The following is an 18,438-nucleotide window of genomic DNA, read 5'->3' as shown; positions in this document are numbered from 1 at the left end:
ATCCAATTTAAAAGTTAAGCGGATAACGGCCTTCGTTATCAGGACGACCAAGGAACTTAGCTGCATCATGCACTTCTTTTGGTAAGCTTGCTTCAGGTTTAATATAGCCAGCTACTTTAAAGTCTAGATTCGCTTTTAATACTGCATCAGCTTCAAGTCCTAAACGGTTTTCTGGGTCTACCAGTACTGCTACATCACCCGATTTACAACTTAAACGGCCGCTCAGAGGACCAATACTAAACCAGTTGTTCATTCCTTTGACATCAATGTTAGGGCTCGCGATTTCACCGCTTAAACTCTCACAATAAGGCTGACCTGAGCTGTACTCGTCTAAATCAACTATTACGCGGCCTTGTGCACTAATCGGTAAAGGGAGTTGTAAACGCTCCATGGCACGTTCAACCGTTAAGCGTAAAGTAGTCTTTTTCACAGTGACTGTTTGGTTAAAGAGACCATATGTAAAATCACCATGACCAGATATATCCGCTTTATCACGAGGATTGCCAAAGCGCACCGTACCCACTAATTTACCTGTGAACAGTGACCAGCCTGATAACTGCCAACGCACATTATTTAATTGCTCACCATCAAAACGTACCTGCATAATGCGGCCGTCCCATAGCGTGCCACTGGCTTTACCTAATTGTAATTGCTTTGGTAAATGCGGCTTAGCTAAATCAAGTGCAACGGCAGCGGGTGTTTTTACCAGCGTAAACACCAAAAAACACATCACAAACACTGTGATTAATAAAATAACTCTTTTCATCGTTTACTTCTCTAGTACCAAACGACTTACACGCACAAAGCCTGATTTGTCATCTTTACTTAAATCTAAATTCTCGATTAGTACGCCGTGCGAATTAACCAATTCATCAAGCCATTCAACAAGGTTATTAAACTCAACAGAATCAATTGTTAAACGAAGTGAATTGTCATTCGGCTGCATTTTACTAATGATAATTTGATAACGATTACGGGTGCTATTAACGATTTGGCTTAAACTACGACTGCTCGTACTACGTGCATTACCGCTTGCTTTTAATTTAGCAATACTCTCATCAACCCAAACTAATAGCTCTTGCTGTTTTATAGTGTCTTGCTCAGCCTTTTCGATAGCCGTGTTAAGTGGACGAAAGACTCCCATAACTAGCACAAAAATAACAAACACCACACCTGCAACAATAACAAGTTGCTGTTCTTGTTCTTTTAACGAGCGCCAATAATTGATTATTTGATTTTTCATGCCGCACCTCGTAACTTAATTTCACCAACGACAAAATCACCATCATTATTCAGCGAACCCTGATCAACGGTTAAGCCACGCTGTTCTAAAATTGCTTTAACTTTACTGAATGACTGGAAATCTTTGCCGCGCGCACGAATACGTAATTCGTTACGGCCTTGATCATAACGAAGCGTTTCTGGTGTGAAGTCTTTCACTTGACTAAAAATCGAGACCAGATCGTTAGTCAAATCTAAAAAGCCTGCCGTACTACCTGCATCGATTAATGCAAGTTCATTACGAATTTGGCTGCGAATAAGTTGCGGACGCACTTTTTTGTTAGGAAAAGCACGCTGATAATTGGCAACTACTTCGGCTTTCATTGCTTCAAGTTCGCTATTTAACTTATAGAGCTCAAGTGACTTAACACCGACACTACAAACTAACGCTACACCAGCTGCAATAGCGGCCTTTTGCCAATAGCCCCACCAAATCGCTGATTTTTTCTTAAGCTGATAAACGCCTTGGCGCAGGTTAAAATTAACCTCTGGTAATTGTTTGGCAAATAAAGCTAATGGTAAATCGTATTGTTCTGTTCGAGCATTTAGGTTAACCGTATCAGGAAAACCCGTTGCTGGACTAAAGTGTGCAACATCAGGGTTACCTAATGCCGTTAAATAGCCAGCAAGCCAATTCGTCTCTACAGCGGCAATATGCCAGTTACCATGTTTACATAGCCACTGACCATTAAGCTCAATAGCACGTAACTGAGCGTTGTCATCGACATCAGGTAACAATAAAGCATCGGGCAGTATTTTATATACTTCGATACCATGCTCATTGAACTCAGCCAGCCATTGCTCAAACCATTCACGATCGGTCATCGCGATGTTAATAGCGTGCTTCTCATCAATAAGTGTTGGTTCTGCAATCGCTATGAATAAGTCGTCAACATCACAGGCTATTTCTTCTTCTAGCATGTAAGGAAGTGCTTGCTCTAGCTTGCGGCTCCACTTGGTTGGCAAAGCAACTGTTTTTAGTTGTACTTGATCACTTGGCAATAGTACAACCACTTCCCGTGATTGCGCTCTCTCTGTAAGCTCACCAAGTTGTGTTGCATTGGCAATTTCGCCACTGGCAATTATTTCTTGTTCTGTTGGTGAGTAAATTAGCCAATTAAGGCTGTCTTTTAATGTTTGACCCGTACGGATCAACAATATCTCTGTCACTGTACGCCTCCAAATTTTCGCGCCAGTATCGTTACTGTACCATTATTGGCATGGAGTAAGGTGGTCATCGAAAAACGCAGCTCTGCAAATTCAGCCTGCGTTTGTAGTTTAAAATATTCACTGTTGATACTGAATAAGTCTTCAACGGCTTTCACATTTTGTGCGCCTTGTTGATTAACCTCTTCAAAAAATGCTTCTAAATCATCATAACCGTCTTGAGGACGTGATGATAATACCGCTTCAGCCCCTGAAAGACTTAAGCCATCAATAAGCGAGCTTAATATAATGGCACTTTCTACAGGTAGTGTATTAACGTTTATTTGTAGCAACTCACTGCCTGGAATCACACACACAAATGGTAAGACTTTTTCCATTACTAATGGATTAAAGCCTTTTACTAAACGAAGCTCTGAGGTCGAAGCAAAATAACTATTTGCAGTCATATATGGGTATTGTCGAGATAAATATTCATCTTCCTCGGCACCCGAGCGATAGGTAATACTATCAGCGTCTAACCAATCAAACACACTATCAGCCATAGCTTCTTCAGACTCATCTGATGGTAAATCTTCAATATTTTCTAATAATGCCAACAATGCCTTATGTGCTGGATTGGTTTTATTATTTGGATCCGTTTGTTGATCGGGCTTTACATGCAATGCATTTAGGTTCAAACAAGCTTGCAAGTCAGTAATAGTGCCACTCAAGGTGCCATTATCAACCGGATATGGTACCCCTCCCTGCTTCGCCCAGACTTGTTCTAAATGCGTTTTATCTGGTTCATCTTTTTTAGTTTGTTTAAGTGCCTTAATTGCAAGCTCTTCTGCAGCGAAGGCATACCACTTTGCCTGTTGATGGTTTTGAATATTGCTACTACGCTGCACTTGCACCATTAAATTAGCGCTCATCTCGACAGCTAACATAGCCGCAAGCGCCACGATGAATAAAACGATAACAAGCGCCGCACCTTTAGAGCGTTTAATCGCAGTCATGGCTAGCCACCCGTTCCGTTATTGCCATCATTTGCTTGGGCTGTTACTTTTCCTTCACCAGGCACTAAAAACACGCGACGAATTGGCTCTTGTTCGATTTTTTGAATAGTAACTGCAACAGCTTTTGGTAACGCTTTTATTTGCCACTGCTCTTGCCACTCATCTTTGTCATCTAAAAATTCAAATTTAAGGTCTTCGATATCTTCAAGAATGACTTGCGAACGAGGCTCCATGTTATCTAACTGATCGACATATACACGATATACACGCTCAAGTTTGTCATCTATAACGCGATAGCCAACTGCTTGTAATTCAGAGCGCGGCAGTAAATTAATTGGGTTAATCCAACCATCACGTACAAAGCCAATGCCATCGTATTGGCTATCAAGAACGTAGCGACCAGCTAAAACATAAGTTTCTTGAAAGTCACCCGCTTCGTTTCGAACCTGACGTTTCGTCATTTGACTAAAGTCTTGATCCATTAGACGAAACAAGGTTTGTAAGCCATTTAATTCCGCAATCGTTTCATCTGAAGCTTCTTTTGCTTTCGTTGTTGAATCAAGAATTTGATGAGTTGATAACACCACAAAAGCTAAGATCCCCATAGCGACAATCACTTCAAGTAAGGTAAAACCGCGTTGCTTCACTACTTATCACCTTTATTTAAATAAGTAGAAAGCTCATAAACTGGATATTCAAGCTTTTCATCGGCGAACACGTTAATGGTTACCTTTACAAACGTTTTATCAGCAGTAGGAACCACGTCCTGACGCCAATACCATTCAAAGCCAGCTAATGTTTCAGTGCCTTTAACACCATTTTTACCTGTCCACTTCTCGCCTTTGGCGCGCTGCTCAACCATCACGTTTTCAGCAACCCAAGAGGCATAAGTTTGCTCTTCAATCGACGAAAGATGATTAATGTGCTCTCCGGTTGCTTGCATTGCGGCAATACCAGCCATTGCACAAATAGCCAATGCAACCATCACTTCGAGTAAGGTAAAACCTGCTGACTTATTCATTATTCAGGCTCCATACGAAACTTTACCGGGGCCATGAATTCGCCTTCGATAAAATACTGCGGCTCTCGCTCATCTTTAAGCTCGTAAACCAGTTGAAACGCACTGACTTCGCCAGAAGATAAAATAAGTACTTGCGGTATTTTGAGCTTTTTTAGCTCAAGTAGGCTGTCTTCGTCACCACCGCTCATTAATTCACGCCAGTTTGACTGCTCAAGCAAGTTATCTTGTGCCCAGGCTAAATCATCAAGGTTAAGAGTAAGCTTAAAGCGCTCATCAACCTTAATTGGGGCAAACAATTTTTCACGGTCAAAAGTAACCCACTTATCACCGTCAAAAACTAAAAATTCAAATGTATCTTGGTCAAGGTGAAAACCTAACTCAACCTGATTTAAAATTGCAAACTCAGAAGCCATATTAATCGTAGTGTGTAATCTGAGAGCTTGTTTTTCGAGTTCTTCTTCAGCACCACCATCAAAACTGTAGGCAACCATTTTGGTGACAAAACCAATCACCACAAGCACCATTAAAATCTCGATTAGGCTAAACCCTTTCGCGTACTTAGCACGGTCAGCCAAACGCAAACGACCAAGGCTTACCATAATAGTAAGCCTTGATGTGTATAAGCTTTGTTCAGTTGGCTGAATTTAGGCATTGTTACTTTTCTTCATCCCAGTTACCAATGTCATCATCAGTACCTGCTTCACCATCAGGACCCATAGAGAAGATATCAATTTTACCGATTTCTCCTGGGCTGATTAGTTGGTATGGGTTACCCCATGGATCTTCTGGTAATTTCTCAAGGAAACCGCCATCAGGAAAACGTCTTGGAATTGGCTCAATGCTTGTTTTGTTCACTAGCGCTTCTAAGCCTTGCTCTGTTGTTGGATACGTTTTATTTTTAAGCTTGTATAGGCTTAACGCATCTTCAATTTGTTGAATATCTAAGTGTGCTTTATCGATTGCAGCTTCTTCTTGCTGACCCATGATATTTGGCGCCACAATTGACATGATCATACCAATGATAACCAGTACTACCATGACTTCTAGTAATGAGAAACCTGACTGTTTGTTCACAAAAATACCTCTAACTTTCTTCAAAAATTTATTATAGCGCGACAGTGTTAACTGCTAATTGCTCTAGTATTCCCTAATTTAAAGACCTACAGCCTTATTCATTGCCATAATCGGCTGTAATATTGCCATAACAATAAACAATACAATTACCGCCATTGAGGCAATCATCGCAGGCTCTAATAGTTTCAGAGACACGTTTACCATGCTCTCAAACTCACGATCTTGGTTATTTGCCGCACGCTCAAGCATCTGCTCAAGTTCACCTGACTTTTCACCACTGGCTATCATGTGTAGCATCATAGGTGGAAAAAGTTTGGTTTGCTGAAGTGAAGCACGAAGGCTAGCCCCTTCACTTACACGTGTTGCAGCATCTTGCACCGACTTTTTCATTTTCTCGTTAACCAATACACCACCCGAGATACGCATCCCTTCAAGTAGTGGTACTGAGCTTGACGACAAAATACTTAAAGTACGCGCAAAACGCGCCGTATTCACACCTCGTGCAACCTTACCAATCCCCGGTAAATGAAGCACTTTTTCGTCATACCAGTAACGAATATGCGGCTGCTTAAGCGCTTGCTTAATTGCCACAGATAATGCGGTTATAATGACTAAACTTATGAACCAGTAGTTTTGTACAAAATTACTAGCTGCCATTACCCATTCGGTTGTCCATGGTAAAACTTGTTTTGACTTTTCAAAGGTCTTCAAGATTTTTGGTACCACAGTACCTAACAGTACCGACACAATTGCAATAGCAAATACAACCAGGATGGTTGGATACACCATCGCTTGTGTTATTTGACTACGCATATGCTGGCGTTGTTCCGTGTAATCAGCTAAACGATTTAAAACTTGATCAAGGTGACCCGATTTTTCACCAGCGGCCACCATAGCACGATATAAATCATCAAACACATGCGGGAACTCGCTCATGCCATCGGCTAGGGTGTAACCTTCAACTACCTTAGAGCGAACGGCCATTAACATACGCTTTAAACGCGGCTTTTCACATTGTTCAGCTACCGCCATTACGGCTCCCTCAACAGGCAATGCCGACTGTATTAAGGTTGCAAGCTGACGAGTGATCAAAGCTAAATCTGAAGTAGAAATTTTTGGTTTAAAGAAACTACTCAATAAAGAGCTCTTCGCTCCTTTAGCTTGCTTTTCACCTTCAGCAGCAGCCACGACCTCTAACGGCATTAAACCCTGATCACGTAGGGTTTGGCGGATTTGTTTTACCGTGTCGGCTTCAAGAATGCCTTTTTTCTCTTTACCTTTGCCATCAAGGGCACGGTATTCAAATGCTGCCATGATTAACCTTCCTCACGTGTTACACGCAAGACTTCTTCTAAGGTAGTGCGACCCGCTAACACACGATTACAACCATCTTGACGAATGCTTGGACTGTGTTTGCGAATATACTTTTCAACACTTTGCTCGCCTTTACCACTGTGGATCATTTCACGAATTGCTTCATCAACAACCAACAATTCATGAATACCAGTACGGCCACGGTAACCATTAAAGTTACACTCTTCACACCCTACGGCACGATAAATTGTTGGCGGCTCAGCAGGGTTGACCCCCAATAACTGACATTCGCGCTCATCGGCAATGTGACCTTCTTTACAGCTATTACATAAAGTACGTACTAGACGTTGTGACAACACACCTAATAACGATGATGATAGTAAGAAAGGCTCAACGCCCATGTCTTCCATACGTGTGATAGCACCAGCAGCCGTATTAGTGTGCAGTGTCGACATAACCAAGTGACCAGTTAATGAAGCTTGCACACCAATTTGTGCCGTTTCAAGGTCACGGATCTCACCAACCATTACTACATCAGGGTCTTGACGAAGGATGGCACGTAAGCCACGTGCAAAGGTCATATCAACCTTAGTATTGACTTGCGTTTGACCAATCCCTGGGATCTCGTACTCGATTGGATCTTCAACAGTGAGGATATTACGATCCCGCGAGTTAATTTGGCTCATGCCTGCATACAAAGTGGTACTTTTACCAGAACCCGTTGGACCGGTTACTAAGATAATACCGTGGGGCTTACTGATTAAGTCAGCAAACAATTCACGGTTACGCTCAGTCATACCTAAATCTTCAAGATTCAGCCGTGCGTTGTTTTTATCAAGTAGACGCAGTACAACACGCTCACCAAAGCTTGATGGCATAGTAGAAACACGCACATCAACAGCACGACCAGCAATTCGTAAACTAATACGGCCATCTTGAGGTATACGTTTTTCGGCAATGTCTAGTTTTGCCATAACCTTAATACGCGACACCAACAATGAGGCGAGTTTACGATTTGGCTTTAATACTTCTTTTAATACCCCATCAACCCTAAAGCGAATCACTAGCTCTTGTTCAAAGGTTTCGATATGAATATCCGACGCACCTTCTTTAATCGCTTCGCTCAGCATAGCGTTAATTAGTTTAATAATTGGCGCATCATCATCACCAGCAAGTAGATCTTCAGTTTGCGGCAATTCATCTGCAAGCGAGAATAAATCCACTTCGTTACCGATATCTTCCATCATTTGCTGCGTTTCAGAACTATCACGCTGATATGAGACCTCTAGCAACAACTCAAATTTGTCATCTGGTAATTGTTCTAGTGAAAAACCATGACCCGCGATACGTCGTACCTCAAGTAATGCATCAACGTCTAACTCACCGCGGTAATACACAGTCCAGTTATCCTGATCTTTACCTAATAATACACCTGTACGACGCGCGTACGAGAATGGCAAACGCTTGGTTGGCAAGCTAACAAGATCATCGCTTGTTAGCAGCTCATCATGATTTGCTGGCACATCGGGTGCTAACTCATCATTGATTTCTGTAATTGCATTAGTCATCGTTGCGCTCATTCGCGTTTTGTTGCTTTAGATATTCTTCGTAAGTTGGCGGTAATACCAAGGCATCATTCCATTCAGGAAGAATTGGTGCATCCGTCAACGGCATTAAATCAATACCATCTTCTTTTTGTTTGTGTTGTTCGCCACGGATAAAGTTATATTTAGAGTGGCTCAACTTATTCATACTAATGCCATCACGCACAATGGTAGGACGAATAAATACAATCAGATTACGTTTACGCTTATTAGTGCTGGTTGAGCGAAATAAATGACCAAGTACCGGGATATCACCTAATAACGGTACTTTAGAGACACTTTCTTGCACGTCTTCATCAATCAGGCCACCTAGTACAACCATACCACCATCATCAGCCATAACCGTGGTTTTAATTGCACGTTTATTCACTGAGATATCTACCGCAGTAGCACCACTTACGCTGGAAACTTCTTGTTCAATCGTTAGCTGAACCGCTGAACCGTCATTGATTTGTGGTGTAACTTTTAGCTTTACACCTACTTCTTGACGTTCAACTGTTTGGAATGGGTTAGCGTTATTTGAGCCTGTTTGCGAGCCTGTGATAATCGGTACTTCTTGACCAACAATCATTGACGCTTCTTCGTTATCCATGGTCGTTACAGACGGCGTAGCAAGAATATTAGAGTTAGTATCCGTTGAAACAGCTTGGATAATTGCACCCCAGTCGTTCTTAACAATACCCATTGCTAAACCATTGATACCGCCGAGCAGTTGTCCGAGAGGCCCCAGATCACCTTCAACTGTTTCTTCATAAGGAGTCGTATTACCAGTCTCATTACCTGTAATCGTTTTTTGTATCGTTTTATCACGAGCTTGCTCAGCAGCAACTGCCAATGATCCAACAGGTACTGTTGTACCATTGTTGAACTGCATCATCCCGCCTTGCTCTGAAATCCATTGCAAGCCTAAGTTGATACCATCAGCCTCTAACACTTCAACGATGATAGCTTCAACAAGTACCTGTGCTCGACGTACATCAAGACGTTCTATCACTTGTTCAAGTGAGCGCATCGTATCTGGTTGCGCAGTAATAACCAGAGAGTTTGAATCAGGGTGTGCTTCAATACTTGTTTCGTTTTGGTTGCGAGAACGAGTTTTAGTCGCACCACCTTGCGCATCTTCGGCTAATGTTTTGCTCACACCTTGCAGTACTTTTACAAGGTCTTCAGCTTTTGCGTAGTTTAAATAGATAACCTTAGTATTACCTTGGTTCTCTAACTCACCATCTAAACGGCTAATTAATTCAACAGCACGAGTACGTGCTTGCGCCTCTCCACTGACAATCACACTGTTAGTACGACCATCAGCAACAACCTTAGGAATTAAGAACTCAGGAACGCTTCCCTTGCCACCATCTTTGTAAATATTCTCAACAACAGATACCACATCGTCTGCGGTAGCAAATTTAAGCTGTACAATATCTACACGCTTATCACCTGCTTGGTCAACAGAGCGAATAATTTCTACTAAGCGGTTAACTGAAGCAGCATGACCAGTCAACATCATCACGTTCGCAGCATTAAAGTTTGCAACGTGACCACCATCTTTTTGGTCACTAAATTGACGAACTAGAGGACCAAGCTCTTGTACACTTACGTTTTTAACACGTACCACACGTGTCACCATCATATCGCCACGGGCTTGGTTATCTTCAGTGATCAGCGGTACATTCGACTTTTTAGCATCAGAACTTTTTTCAATTTTAATAATACCGTTATCCATCTCAACAGCTGAATAACCATAAACTTCGAGTACATTTAAGAAAAACTGATAATAAAGCTTCTCGTCCATTAGCTCGTAACTGCGCACGTTTACTTTACCGCGCACATTTGGGTCAATAATAACGGTTTTATTTAAATTCCGACCTACGATATTAATGAACTCATTAATATCAGTGCCTTTAAAATTAGCTGCATACTCAACAGCTGAAACTGAAAGCGATAATCCTGTTAATAAAAAAAGCGCTGCATATTTAGCTAACCCTTTTTTGATTTTTGTGAGGTGTAGCGCGTGAACCATTCTATAAAAACTCCAAAGCTAGTTATTGCAGGCTAAATTGCACATCAATTTGTTCACCATCGCGTTCGATAGTGATACTTGCGTCAGTACTATTTCGTAATTCGTTTATTGCTGACATTGCCTGTTTCAAATCATTTAATTGATAGCCATTAATCGCAATAGCTAAATCATTATTCATTAATCCCATCTGCTTGAATAAAGCAGGATCTTTACCTGGGCTTAAACGATAACCCACTAACTCACCATCAACCATCGCTTGAGAGACGCGAATATAGTCAAATAATTTACCGGGATCGTCTAATACTTCTTCACGCGTTTCGATAAGCGCTTCTTTTATTTCTTCATCTTCAGTCGCATTTATTTCACTATTTTCGACAAGCTGCGGACCTGCGGTTAATTCTGACTCTTTACGCTCTGCCAATACGGGCATAGAAACTGTTTTCGTAAAGTCGAGTCCATCCAGCATCAAAGTTTCAAAACGACCGCTAACATCTAAAATCACTCGATCGGGTAATACTTGAGCTAGCTTTGCGCGAGTTCCTTTAATTGCATCATCAACAACATATGTTTCTTGCTTGCCTTGAGATTCGATTATTGCAAGGCCAGCTTGGTCATTTTGGCTTACCGCAACAATACCGGTTAGGTTAATACTTAGGCGAGTTTCAGGGGCGTTGTTAATAACTTGATTTTGTTTTGAGGTAGGTTTTTTAGCTTCGACAACAACTTTGCCGAATAAATTCTGTTCGATAATTTGACGTGAGCTTACAGTCTCTGCTCGCTTTGCCATGGTGTTAACACCTGTTACAGGCAGTGCTCTTGTATCGGGCTCCGGCCATACAAGCCAAAATAGCTTGGATGATAAAAAAGCAATATAAACAACAACTAACAGCACTACAAATGCACTTAGCTTGGCATGAGGTAAGCCGTTCAAAAACTGTTTAACTTGTTGTAAGTGTTGATCCATAAACTCTATTTCTTATTTTAATTTACTGCTTGATAGCTGGCCTATAGTACCTTTTCATTTTTCATTCAACAAGCGCGCTTATATTAAACTTTGTAAACAAGGTAAATTCGACGAACAGTGGGCTGCAAGGAATTACTACGACTGTTTATTTGTGATTAAGTTTCATGGTAAATTTTGCCTATATATAAGCAGCTTTCAAAGAGCACAATTGTGTCAAAAGGTAACACTCATAAGTCGCAAGACAAGCAAGATGAATTAAACGTACGCCTTGATAAGTGGTTATGGGCTGCACGTTTTTATAAAACCCGCTCAATCGCACGAGACATGGTGCAAGGTGGCAAAGTACATTATAATGGACAACGTACCAAGCCCAGCAAAATTGTTGAAGTCGGTGCTGTAGTTAAACTGCTACAAGGGGTAGACGAAAAGGTCGTGACAATTGAAAAGATCCTTGAAAAACGTCAAGGTGCCCCCATTGCACAAACCTTATATCAAGAAACTCAAGCTAGTATTGAGAAACGCGAAGCAAATGCTATCGCCCGTAAGAACAACAGCTTCTTTGCTCCACATCCTGATCGTAAACCAGATAAAAAGCAAAGACGTGAACTGTTAAAAATGAAATCAAGTTAGGTAATGCAACTCATGCAACAAGATTTACTTCATCGTTATATATTTGATCAGCTCGATGTACGTGGCGAAACTCGTACAAATTGAAAACACTTATCAAGAGATGATCGCAAACCATAATTACCCAGCACCTGTGCAAACCTTATTAGGTGAATTACTTGTTGCTACCTGCTTATTAACAGCTACTTTAAAGTTTGAAGGTGAAATTGCCGTTCAACTACAAGGCGATGGCCCTGTTAAATATGCGGTAATTAATGGTGACGATAAACAAAACATGCGAGGCATAGCACGTCTACAAGGTGAAGTGACAGGAAGCACAATAAAAGACTTAATTGGTAATGGCTATATGGTTATTACAATTACGCCTACTAAAGGTGAGCGATACCAAGGTATTGTACCTTTAGAGCACGATAGCTTAGATAAATGCCTAGAGAACTATTTTGAGCAATCAGAACAGTTAAAAACACGTCTTTGGTTTGCAACTGAAGTAACAGCAGACACAGCAAAAGCAGCTGGCTTATTCTTACAAGTATTACCTGTGAATAAGGAAAAATCTGTTGAAGACTTCACTCATCTTGAAGCTATCAGCAACACTATTAAAGATGAAGAGTTACTAGGTTTAGATGCAAATACAGTTTTAACCAGACTTTACCACGAAGATAACCCTCAATTATTCGAGCCACAATCTATTAGTTTCCGTTGTGGTTGTAGCAGAGATAAAACAATTGCTGCGTTAGTGAATGTAGGTCAAGAAGAGTTACTTGCTGATGTAAAAGCAAACGGCGAAGTAAAAATTAGCTGCCATTACTGCTTAAAAGATTACATTTTTAACGAACAGGATATTAAAGCTATTTTTAACTGATACACCCAATTTAAAATATTATTGTATTAAAGCCGCATTCGATGCGGCTTTTTTATTAAAAAAAATTATCAAAAATAATGATACCGGTGTCATGAAAAAGCGCCATTTTATGACACCGGTATCATTGAAATTATTCATGTTTTTTGCCAAATATATGCCTTTTTAGGCCCTTCAGACACTCGAATATCCCTAATCCTTCTGTTACTATTCTTTTAGCAAAAGGGAAAACTAAGAACCCCAGAGCTATCCCGTTCAATCTCTCACAATTTAGGTATAAACATGACTGCAAACGCTACTAGTTTTGTTGATCTTACAGCAGCTGAACTTGTCGAACACGCTATTCGTCGTGGCGAAGGGACTTTAGCCGCTAATGGTGCTTTTGTTGCTAAAACCGGTGTACGCACTGGCCGCTCTCCAAAAGATCGTTTTATTGTTCAAGAGCCAAGCACTGAAAACGAAATCCAATGGGGCAACGTAAACCGCCCATTCGATGCAGACAAGTTTGATGCGTTATGGGCACGTGTAGAAGAACACGTGAAAAGCAAAGACCACTTCATCTCTCACCTAGAAGTTGGCGCTGATCCTGAGCACTATTTACCAGTTGTAGTTACAACAGAAACTGCATGGCATCATATTTTTGCCAAAAACATGTTTATCGAACCACAAACATACAATACTGCCGACTTCCCAGAGTGGCAGGTAATGAACGTACCTTCATTTGTATGTGACCCAGAGCGTGATGGCACAAACAGTGATGGCACTGTAATCATTAACTTCGCACAACGTAAAGTACTACTAGCTGGTATGCGCTACGCAGGCGAAATGAAAAAATCAATGTTCTCTGTACAAAACTTCCTACTTCCTGCAAAAGGTGTATTACCAATGCACTGCTCTGCAAACGTAGGTGAAGCAGGCGACACAGCTTTATTCTTCGGTCTATCTGGAACAGGTAAAACAACATTATCTGCGGATCCTACTCGTTTCCTTATCGGTGATGACGAACACGGTTGGGCACCTGGTAGCGTATTTAATATCGAAGGTGGTTGTTACGCTAAATGTATCGACCTATCGCAAAAGAACGAACCTGTTATTTGGAATGCAATTCGCTTCGGTACAATCTTAGAAAACGTTGTACTTGACGAAAACCGTGTACCAGATTTCCATGATACAAGCCTTACACAAAATAGCCGCGCAGCCTACCCTCTAGAGCACGTTGAAAAACGTAAAGTAGAAAACCGTGCTGGCGAGCCAAAAGCGGTTGTATTCTTAACGTGTGACGTGAGCGGTGTATTACCACCAGTTTCAGTACTAACTGAAGAAGCTGCAGCTTACCACTTCCTAAGCGGTTACACTGCAAAAGTAGGTTCAACTGAAATCGGTTCAACAAGCGACATAGAGTCTACATTCTCAACATGTTTCGGTGCTCCATTCTTCCCACGCCCTGCAGGCGTTTATGCAGAGCTTCTAATGAAGCGTGTACGTGAATTCGGCGCTAAAGTTTACCTAGTTAACACAGGTTGGACAGGTGGCCCTTACGGTACTGGTCAACGTTTCGATATCCCAACTACACGTGCTGTAGTTGATGCAATCGTATCAGGTAAACTAGCTGATGTTGAAACTCAACACATCGATGTTCTAAACCTAGATGTACCAGTTTCAGTTCCTGGTGTAGACAGTAAGCTTCTTAACCCAATCAACACATGGGAAGATAAAGAGAAGTACGCAGAATACGCAAACAAACTAGCATCTGACTTCACTGAAAACTTTGCAAAATACGATGTTTCAGAAGCAATCAAATCAGCAGGTCCAAAAGCTTAATACCAATTCGCTTAATTAAGTGATCTATTTTGAGGCAATAAAACCTCGTTGATAGCAAGGCAAAAATTTCGTTATTTAGTTGTTCTAAATCAGAAATTTTTAACGCAGATAGCGACAGGTTTAATCCCTCAAAATGATTAAGTATTATTGCGGATTGGTATGATACCAAGCTTACCTTCAGATTAAAAACGCCAGCTATATGCTGGCGTTTTTGTTTTTGGGTTATGAGTTAGCGAATTGTGAGAGTAAAGTTAGCGAGTTAGGATAAGCCATATAGGCTCTAGGAAAAGTGTCGTTGTAGGAATGGCTTTAGCCATGAATATATTGCTTATGGCCTAGATTCGGCACTGAAGTGCCTCCTACTCGTTTTGTTGCTGAGGAACACTCTGAAGTACCAAACAATCCTGTAGATCAACTGCCATCTAATCTCTGGCATCTGAGATACGCATCACGTAGGAATGGCTTTAGCCATGAATGTGTTGGTTATGGCCTAGATTCGACCCTGAAGTGCCTCCTACTCGTTTTGTTGCTGAGGAACACTCTGAAGTACCAAACAATCCTGTAGATCAACTGCCATCTAATCTCTGGCATCTGAGATACGCATCACGTAGGAATGGCTTTAGCCATGAATGTGTTGGTTATGGCCTAGATTCGACACTGACGTGCCTCCTACTCGTTTTGTTGCTGAGGAATACTCTGAAGTACCAAACAATCCTGTAGATCAACTGCCATCTAATGTCTGGCACCTGAGATACGCAACACGTAGGAATGGCTTTAGCCATGAATGTGTTTTTTAAGGTCTAGATACGGCACTGACGTGCCTCCTACAGGGTTTTGTTGCTGAGGGAGACTCTGAAGTACCAAACAATCCTGTAGATCAAATGCCATCTTATATCTGACAACGCATCACATAGGAATGGCTTCAACCATGAATATATTGGTTATGGCCTAGATTCGGCACTGACGTGCCTCCTACAAGGTTTTGTTGCTGAGGGAGTCTCTGTACTATACAACCCCACATTTCAGCTGACGTCTGACGGCTGAAAGCTGACAGCTCCAAACGAAAAAAAGCCCGACTCTTTCGAATCGGGCTTTCTTTAATTTGGAGCCTGGCAATGTCCTACTTTCACATGGCAAATGCCACACTATCATCGGCGCTGTTTCGTTTCACTACTGAGTTCGGCATGGGGTCAGGTGGGTCCAAAACGCTATTGTCACCAAGCAAATTTGGGTCGTTAATCGCCTTAGCAATCAACTAAAATCTGGAATTCTGATATCAAGTAAATGTCTACTTTAGTTTCTTAACTTCTGTCTGTTACGCTGTCATAAAACGCGTTTGGCGTTGTATGGTTAAGCCTCACGGGTAATTAGTACAGGTTAGCTTAATGGCTCGCACCACTTCCACATCCTGCCTATCAACGTTGTAGTCTTCAACGGCCCTTCAGAGACTTTAAAAGTCTAGTGAGAACTCATCTCGAGGCCTGCTTCGCGCTTAGATGCTTTCAGCGCTTATCAGTTCCGAACGTAGCTACCGGGCAGTGCCATTGGCATGACAACCCGAACACCAGCGGTTCGTTCACTCCGGTCCTCTCGTACTAGGAGCAACCCCTCTCAATTCTCAAACGCCCACGGCAGATAGGGACCGAACTGTCTCACGACGTTCTAAACCCAGCTCGCGTACCACTTTAAATGGCGAACAGCCATACCCTTGGGACCGACTTCAGCCCCAGGATGTGATGAGCCGACATCGAGGTGCCAAACACCGCCGTCGATATGAACTCTTGGGCGGTATCAGCCTGTTATCCCCGGAGTACCTTTTATCCGTTGAGCGATGGCCCTTCCATTCAGAACCACCGGATCACTATGACCTACTTTCGTACCTGCTCGACGTGTCTGTCTCGCAGTTAAGCTGGCTTCTACCATTACACTAACCGTACGATGTCCGACCGTACTTAGCCAACCTTCGTGCTCCTCCGTTACTCTTTGGGAGGAGACCGCCCCAGTCAAACTACCCACCAGGCACTGTCCGTAACCCCGATTAGGGGCCAACGTTAGAACATCAAAACTACAAGGGTGGTATTTCAAGGACGGCTCCACAAAGACTAGCGTCTCTGCTTCAAAGCCTCCCACCTATCCTACACATGTAGGTTCAATGTTCAGTGCCAAGCTGTAGTAAAGGTTCACGGGGTCTTTCCGTCTAGCCGCGGGTACACAGCATCTTCACTGCGATTTCAATTTCACTGAGTCTCGGGTGGAGACAGCGTGGCCATGGTTACACCATTCGTGCAGGTCGGAACTTACCCGACAAGGAATTTCGCTACCTTAGGACCGTTATAGTTACGGCCGCCGTTTACCGGGGCTTCGATCAAGAGCTTCGTCCGAAAACTAACCCCATCAATTAACCTTCCGGCACCGGGCAGGTGTCACACCGTATACGTCATCTTGCGATTTTGCACAGTGCTGTGTTTTTAATAAACAGTCCCAGCCACCTGGTCACTGCGGCTCCCGTCCGCTTAGAGAGCAAGTCTCATCACAGATAGGAGCGTACCTTCTCCCGAAGTTACGGTACGATTTTGCCTAGTTCCTTCACCCGAGTTCTCTCAAGCGCCTTAGTATTCTCTACCTGACCACCTGTGTCGGTTTGGGGTACGATTCGGTATAATCTGAAGCTTAGAGGCTTTTCCTGGAAGTATGGCATCAACAACTTCACACCCTTAGGTGCTCGTCTCGTGTCTCAGTCTTAAGAGTCCGGATTTTCCTAAACTCTCAACCTACTCACTTTCACATGGACAACCAACGCCATGCTTGTTTAGCCTGCTCCGTCCCCCCATCGCAATTATACCAAGTACGGGAATATTAACCCGTTTCCCATCGACTACGCCTTTCGGCCTCGCCTTAGGGGTCGACTTACCCTACCCTGATTAACATGGGATAGGAACCCTTGGTCTTCCGGCGTGCGGGTTTTTCACCCGCATTATCGTTACTCATGTCAGCATTCGCACTTCTGATACCTCCAGCATACCTCCCGGTACACCTTCAACGGCTTACAGAACGCTCCCCTACCACTCAAACAAAGTTTGAATCCGCAGCTTCGGTGCATAGTTTAGCCCCGTTACATCTTCCGCGCAGACCGACTCGACCAGTGAGCTATTACGCTTTCTTTAAAGGATGGCTGCTTCTAAGCCAACCTCCTGGCTGTCTGGGCCTTTCCACATCGTTTCCCACTTAACTATGACTTTGGGACCTTAGCTGGCGGTCTGGGTTGTTTCCCTCTTCACGACGGACGTTAGCACCCGCCGTGTGTCTCCCGGATAGTACTTTACGGTATTCGGAGTTTGCAAAGGGTTGGTAAGTCGGGATGACCCCCTAGCCTTAACAGTGCTCTACCCCCGTAAGTATTCGTCCGAGGCTCTACCTAAATAGATTTCGGGGAGAACCAGCTATCTCCCGGTTTGATTAGCCTTTCACTCCTAGCCACAGGTCATCCCCTAACTTTTCAACGTTAGTGGGTTCGGTCCTCCAGTTGATGTTACTCAACCTTCAACCTGCCCATGGCTAGATCACCGGGTTTCGGGTCTATACCTTGCAACTAAACGCGCAGTTAACGCTCGCTTTCACTACGGCTACCCTAATCGGTTAACCTCGCTACAAAATATAAGTCGCTGACCCATTATACAAAAGGTACGCAGTC

14 protein-coding genes, 2 rRNA genes and 1 pseudogene (1 of these 17 only partly in view) are annotated in these 18,438 nt (G+C 42.7%); 3 read left to right on the top strand and 14 right to left on the bottom strand.

The window, feature by feature from the left end; translation table 11 throughout:
- Nucleotides 1-7 precede the first annotated feature (7 nt).
- From HYD28_03705 to gspC, 12 genes are all read right to left on the bottom strand, one after another.
- On the bottom strand, nucleotides 8-766 hold the full coding sequence (locus HYD28_03705; GenBank protein ID QLE08141.1) for a type II secretion system protein N: 759 nt from the start codon (nucleotides 764-766) through the stop codon (nucleotides 8-10).
- A gap of 3 nt (nucleotides 767-769) precedes the next feature.
- Entirely contained in the window at nucleotides 770-1,243 is a 474-nt protein-coding gene (locus HYD28_03700) for a type II secretion system protein M (GenBank protein ID QLE08140.1), read from the bottom strand.
- Nucleotides 1,240-2,451, bottom strand: a complete 1,212-nt coding sequence (gene gspL, locus HYD28_03695) for a type II secretion system protein GspL (protein ID QLE08139.1) — start codon at nucleotides 2,449-2,451, stop codon at nucleotides 1,240-1,242. Before gspL ends, HYD28_03700 begins: the two co-directional genes overlap by 4 nt.
- A complete protein-coding gene (gene gspK, locus HYD28_03690) occupies nucleotides 2,448-3,443 on the bottom strand; it encodes a type II secretion system minor pseudopilin GspK (protein QLE08138.1) in 996 nt (331 codons plus the stop codon). The genes gspL and gspK overlap by 4 nt, the downstream gene beginning before the upstream one ends.
- A gap of 2 nt (nucleotides 3,444-3,445) precedes the next feature.
- Nucleotides 3,446-4,090, bottom strand: a complete 645-nt coding sequence (gspJ, locus tag HYD28_03685) for a type II secretion system minor pseudopilin GspJ (protein ID QLE08137.1) — start codon at nucleotides 4,088-4,090, stop codon at nucleotides 3,446-3,448.
- Entirely contained in the window at nucleotides 4,090-4,464 is a 375-nt protein-coding gene (gspI, locus tag HYD28_03680; GenBank protein ID QLE08136.1) for a type II secretion system minor pseudopilin GspI, read from the bottom strand. The genes gspJ and gspI overlap by 1 nt, the downstream gene beginning before the upstream one ends.
- Nucleotides 4,464-5,063: a prepilin-type N-terminal cleavage/methylation domain-containing protein gene (locus HYD28_03675; GenBank protein QLE08135.1), complete on the bottom strand. Its 600-nt coding sequence runs from the start codon at nucleotides 5,061-5,063 to the stop codon at nucleotides 4,464-4,466. The genes gspI and HYD28_03675 overlap by 1 nt, the downstream gene beginning before the upstream one ends.
- 55 nt (nucleotides 5,064-5,118) lie before the next feature.
- On the bottom strand, nucleotides 5,119-5,544 hold the full coding sequence (gene gspG, locus HYD28_03670) for a type II secretion system major pseudopilin GspG (protein QLE10477.1): 426 nt from the start codon (nucleotides 5,542-5,544) through the stop codon (nucleotides 5,119-5,121).
- A 72-nt stretch (nucleotides 5,545-5,616) separates the two neighbouring features.
- Nucleotides 5,617-6,852, bottom strand: a complete 1,236-nt coding sequence (gspF, locus tag HYD28_03665; GenBank protein QLE08134.1) for a type II secretion system inner membrane protein GspF — start codon at nucleotides 6,850-6,852, stop codon at nucleotides 5,617-5,619.
- A 2-nt stretch (nucleotides 6,853-6,854) separates the two neighbouring features.
- On the bottom strand, nucleotides 6,855-8,354 hold the full coding sequence (gene gspE, locus HYD28_03660; GenBank protein QLE10476.1) for a type II secretion system ATPase GspE: 1,500 nt from the start codon (nucleotides 8,352-8,354) through the stop codon (nucleotides 6,855-6,857).
- Nucleotides 8,355-8,412: 58 nt separating this feature from the next.
- A complete protein-coding gene (gspD, locus tag HYD28_03655; protein ID QLE08133.1) occupies nucleotides 8,413-10,476 on the bottom strand; it encodes a type II secretion system secretin GspD in 2,064 nt (687 codons plus the stop codon).
- Nucleotides 10,477-10,498: 22 nt separating this feature from the next.
- Nucleotides 10,499-11,440, bottom strand: coding sequence for a type II secretion system protein GspC (gspC, locus tag HYD28_03650; protein ID QLE08132.1), 942 nt, complete (start codon nucleotides 11,438-11,440; stop codon nucleotides 10,499-10,501).
- A gap of 207 nt (nucleotides 11,441-11,647) precedes the next feature.
- Between gspC and hslR the strand changes: the two genes are divergently transcribed.
- From hslR to HYD28_03635, 3 genes and pseudogenes are all read left to right on the top strand, one after another.
- Nucleotides 11,648-12,070, top strand: a complete 423-nt coding sequence (gene hslR, locus HYD28_03645; protein QLE10475.1) for a ribosome-associated heat shock protein Hsp15 — start codon at nucleotides 11,648-11,650, stop codon at nucleotides 12,068-12,070.
- A 12-nt stretch (nucleotides 12,071-12,082) separates the two neighbouring features.
- A pseudogene (hslO, locus tag HYD28_03640) lies at nucleotides 12,083-12,929 on the top strand (Hsp33 family molecular chaperone HslO).
- Between the two features lie 279 nt (nucleotides 12,930-13,208).
- Nucleotides 13,209-14,747 (top strand): phosphoenolpyruvate carboxykinase, encoded by a 1,539-nt coding sequence (locus HYD28_03635; GenBank protein QLE08131.1) that lies wholly within the window; start codon nucleotides 13,209-13,211, stop codon nucleotides 14,745-14,747.
- A gap of 1,107 nt (nucleotides 14,748-15,854) precedes the next feature.
- Here the strand turns inward: HYD28_03635 and rrf are convergent.
- Nucleotides 15,855-15,969: ribosomal RNA gene (gene rrf, locus HYD28_03630) — 5S ribosomal RNA — on the bottom strand.
- Between the two features lie 106 nt (nucleotides 15,970-16,075).
- Nucleotides 16,076-18,438, bottom strand: a 23S ribosomal RNA gene (locus tag HYD28_03625) (it continues 545 nt past the right edge of the window).

It is taken from the genome of Pseudoalteromonas shioyasakiensis (genome assembly GCA_013391845.1).
Classification (GTDB): Bacteria; Pseudomonadota; Gammaproteobacteria; order Enterobacterales; family Alteromonadaceae; genus Pseudoalteromonas; species Pseudoalteromonas apostichopi.
This window is presented reverse-complemented; position numbering and strand designations above follow the sequence as displayed.

What these genes read in the sequence shown, in the direction of transcription:
- HYD28_03705 (QLE08141.1), bottom strand. Translation starts at nt 766, where the DNA reads ATGAAAAGAGTTATTTTATTAATCACAGTGTTTGTGATGTGTTTTTTG.
- HYD28_03700 (QLE08140.1), bottom strand. Translation starts at nt 1,243, where the DNA reads ATGAAAAATCAAATAATCAATTATTGGCGCTCGTTAAAAGAACAAGAA.
- gspK (QLE08138.1), bottom strand. Translation starts at nt 3,443, where the DNA reads ATGACTGCGATTAAACGCTCTAAAGGTGCGGCGCTTGTTATCGTTTTA.
- gspI (QLE08136.1), bottom strand. Translation starts at nt 4,464, where the DNA reads ATGAATAAGTCAGCAGGTTTTACCTTACTCGAAGTGATGGTTGCATTG.
- HYD28_03675 (QLE08135.1), bottom strand. Translation starts at nt 5,063, where the DNA reads ATGGTAAGCCTTGGTCGTTTGCGTTTGGCTGACCGTGCTAAGTACGCG.
- gspF (QLE08134.1), bottom strand. Translation starts at nt 6,852, where the DNA reads ATGGCAGCATTTGAATACCGTGCCCTTGATGGCAAAGGTAAAGAGAAA.
- gspD (QLE08133.1), bottom strand. Translation starts at nt 10,476, where the DNA reads ATGGTTCACGCGCTACACCTCACAAAAATCAAAAAAGGGTTAGCTAAA.
- gspC (QLE08132.1), bottom strand. Translation starts at nt 11,440, where the DNA reads ATGGATCAACACTTACAACAAGTTAAACAGTTTTTGAACGGCTTACCT.
- HYD28_03635 (QLE08131.1), top strand. Translation starts at nt 13,209, where the DNA reads ATGACTGCAAACGCTACTAGTTTTGTTGATCTTACAGCAGCTGAACTT.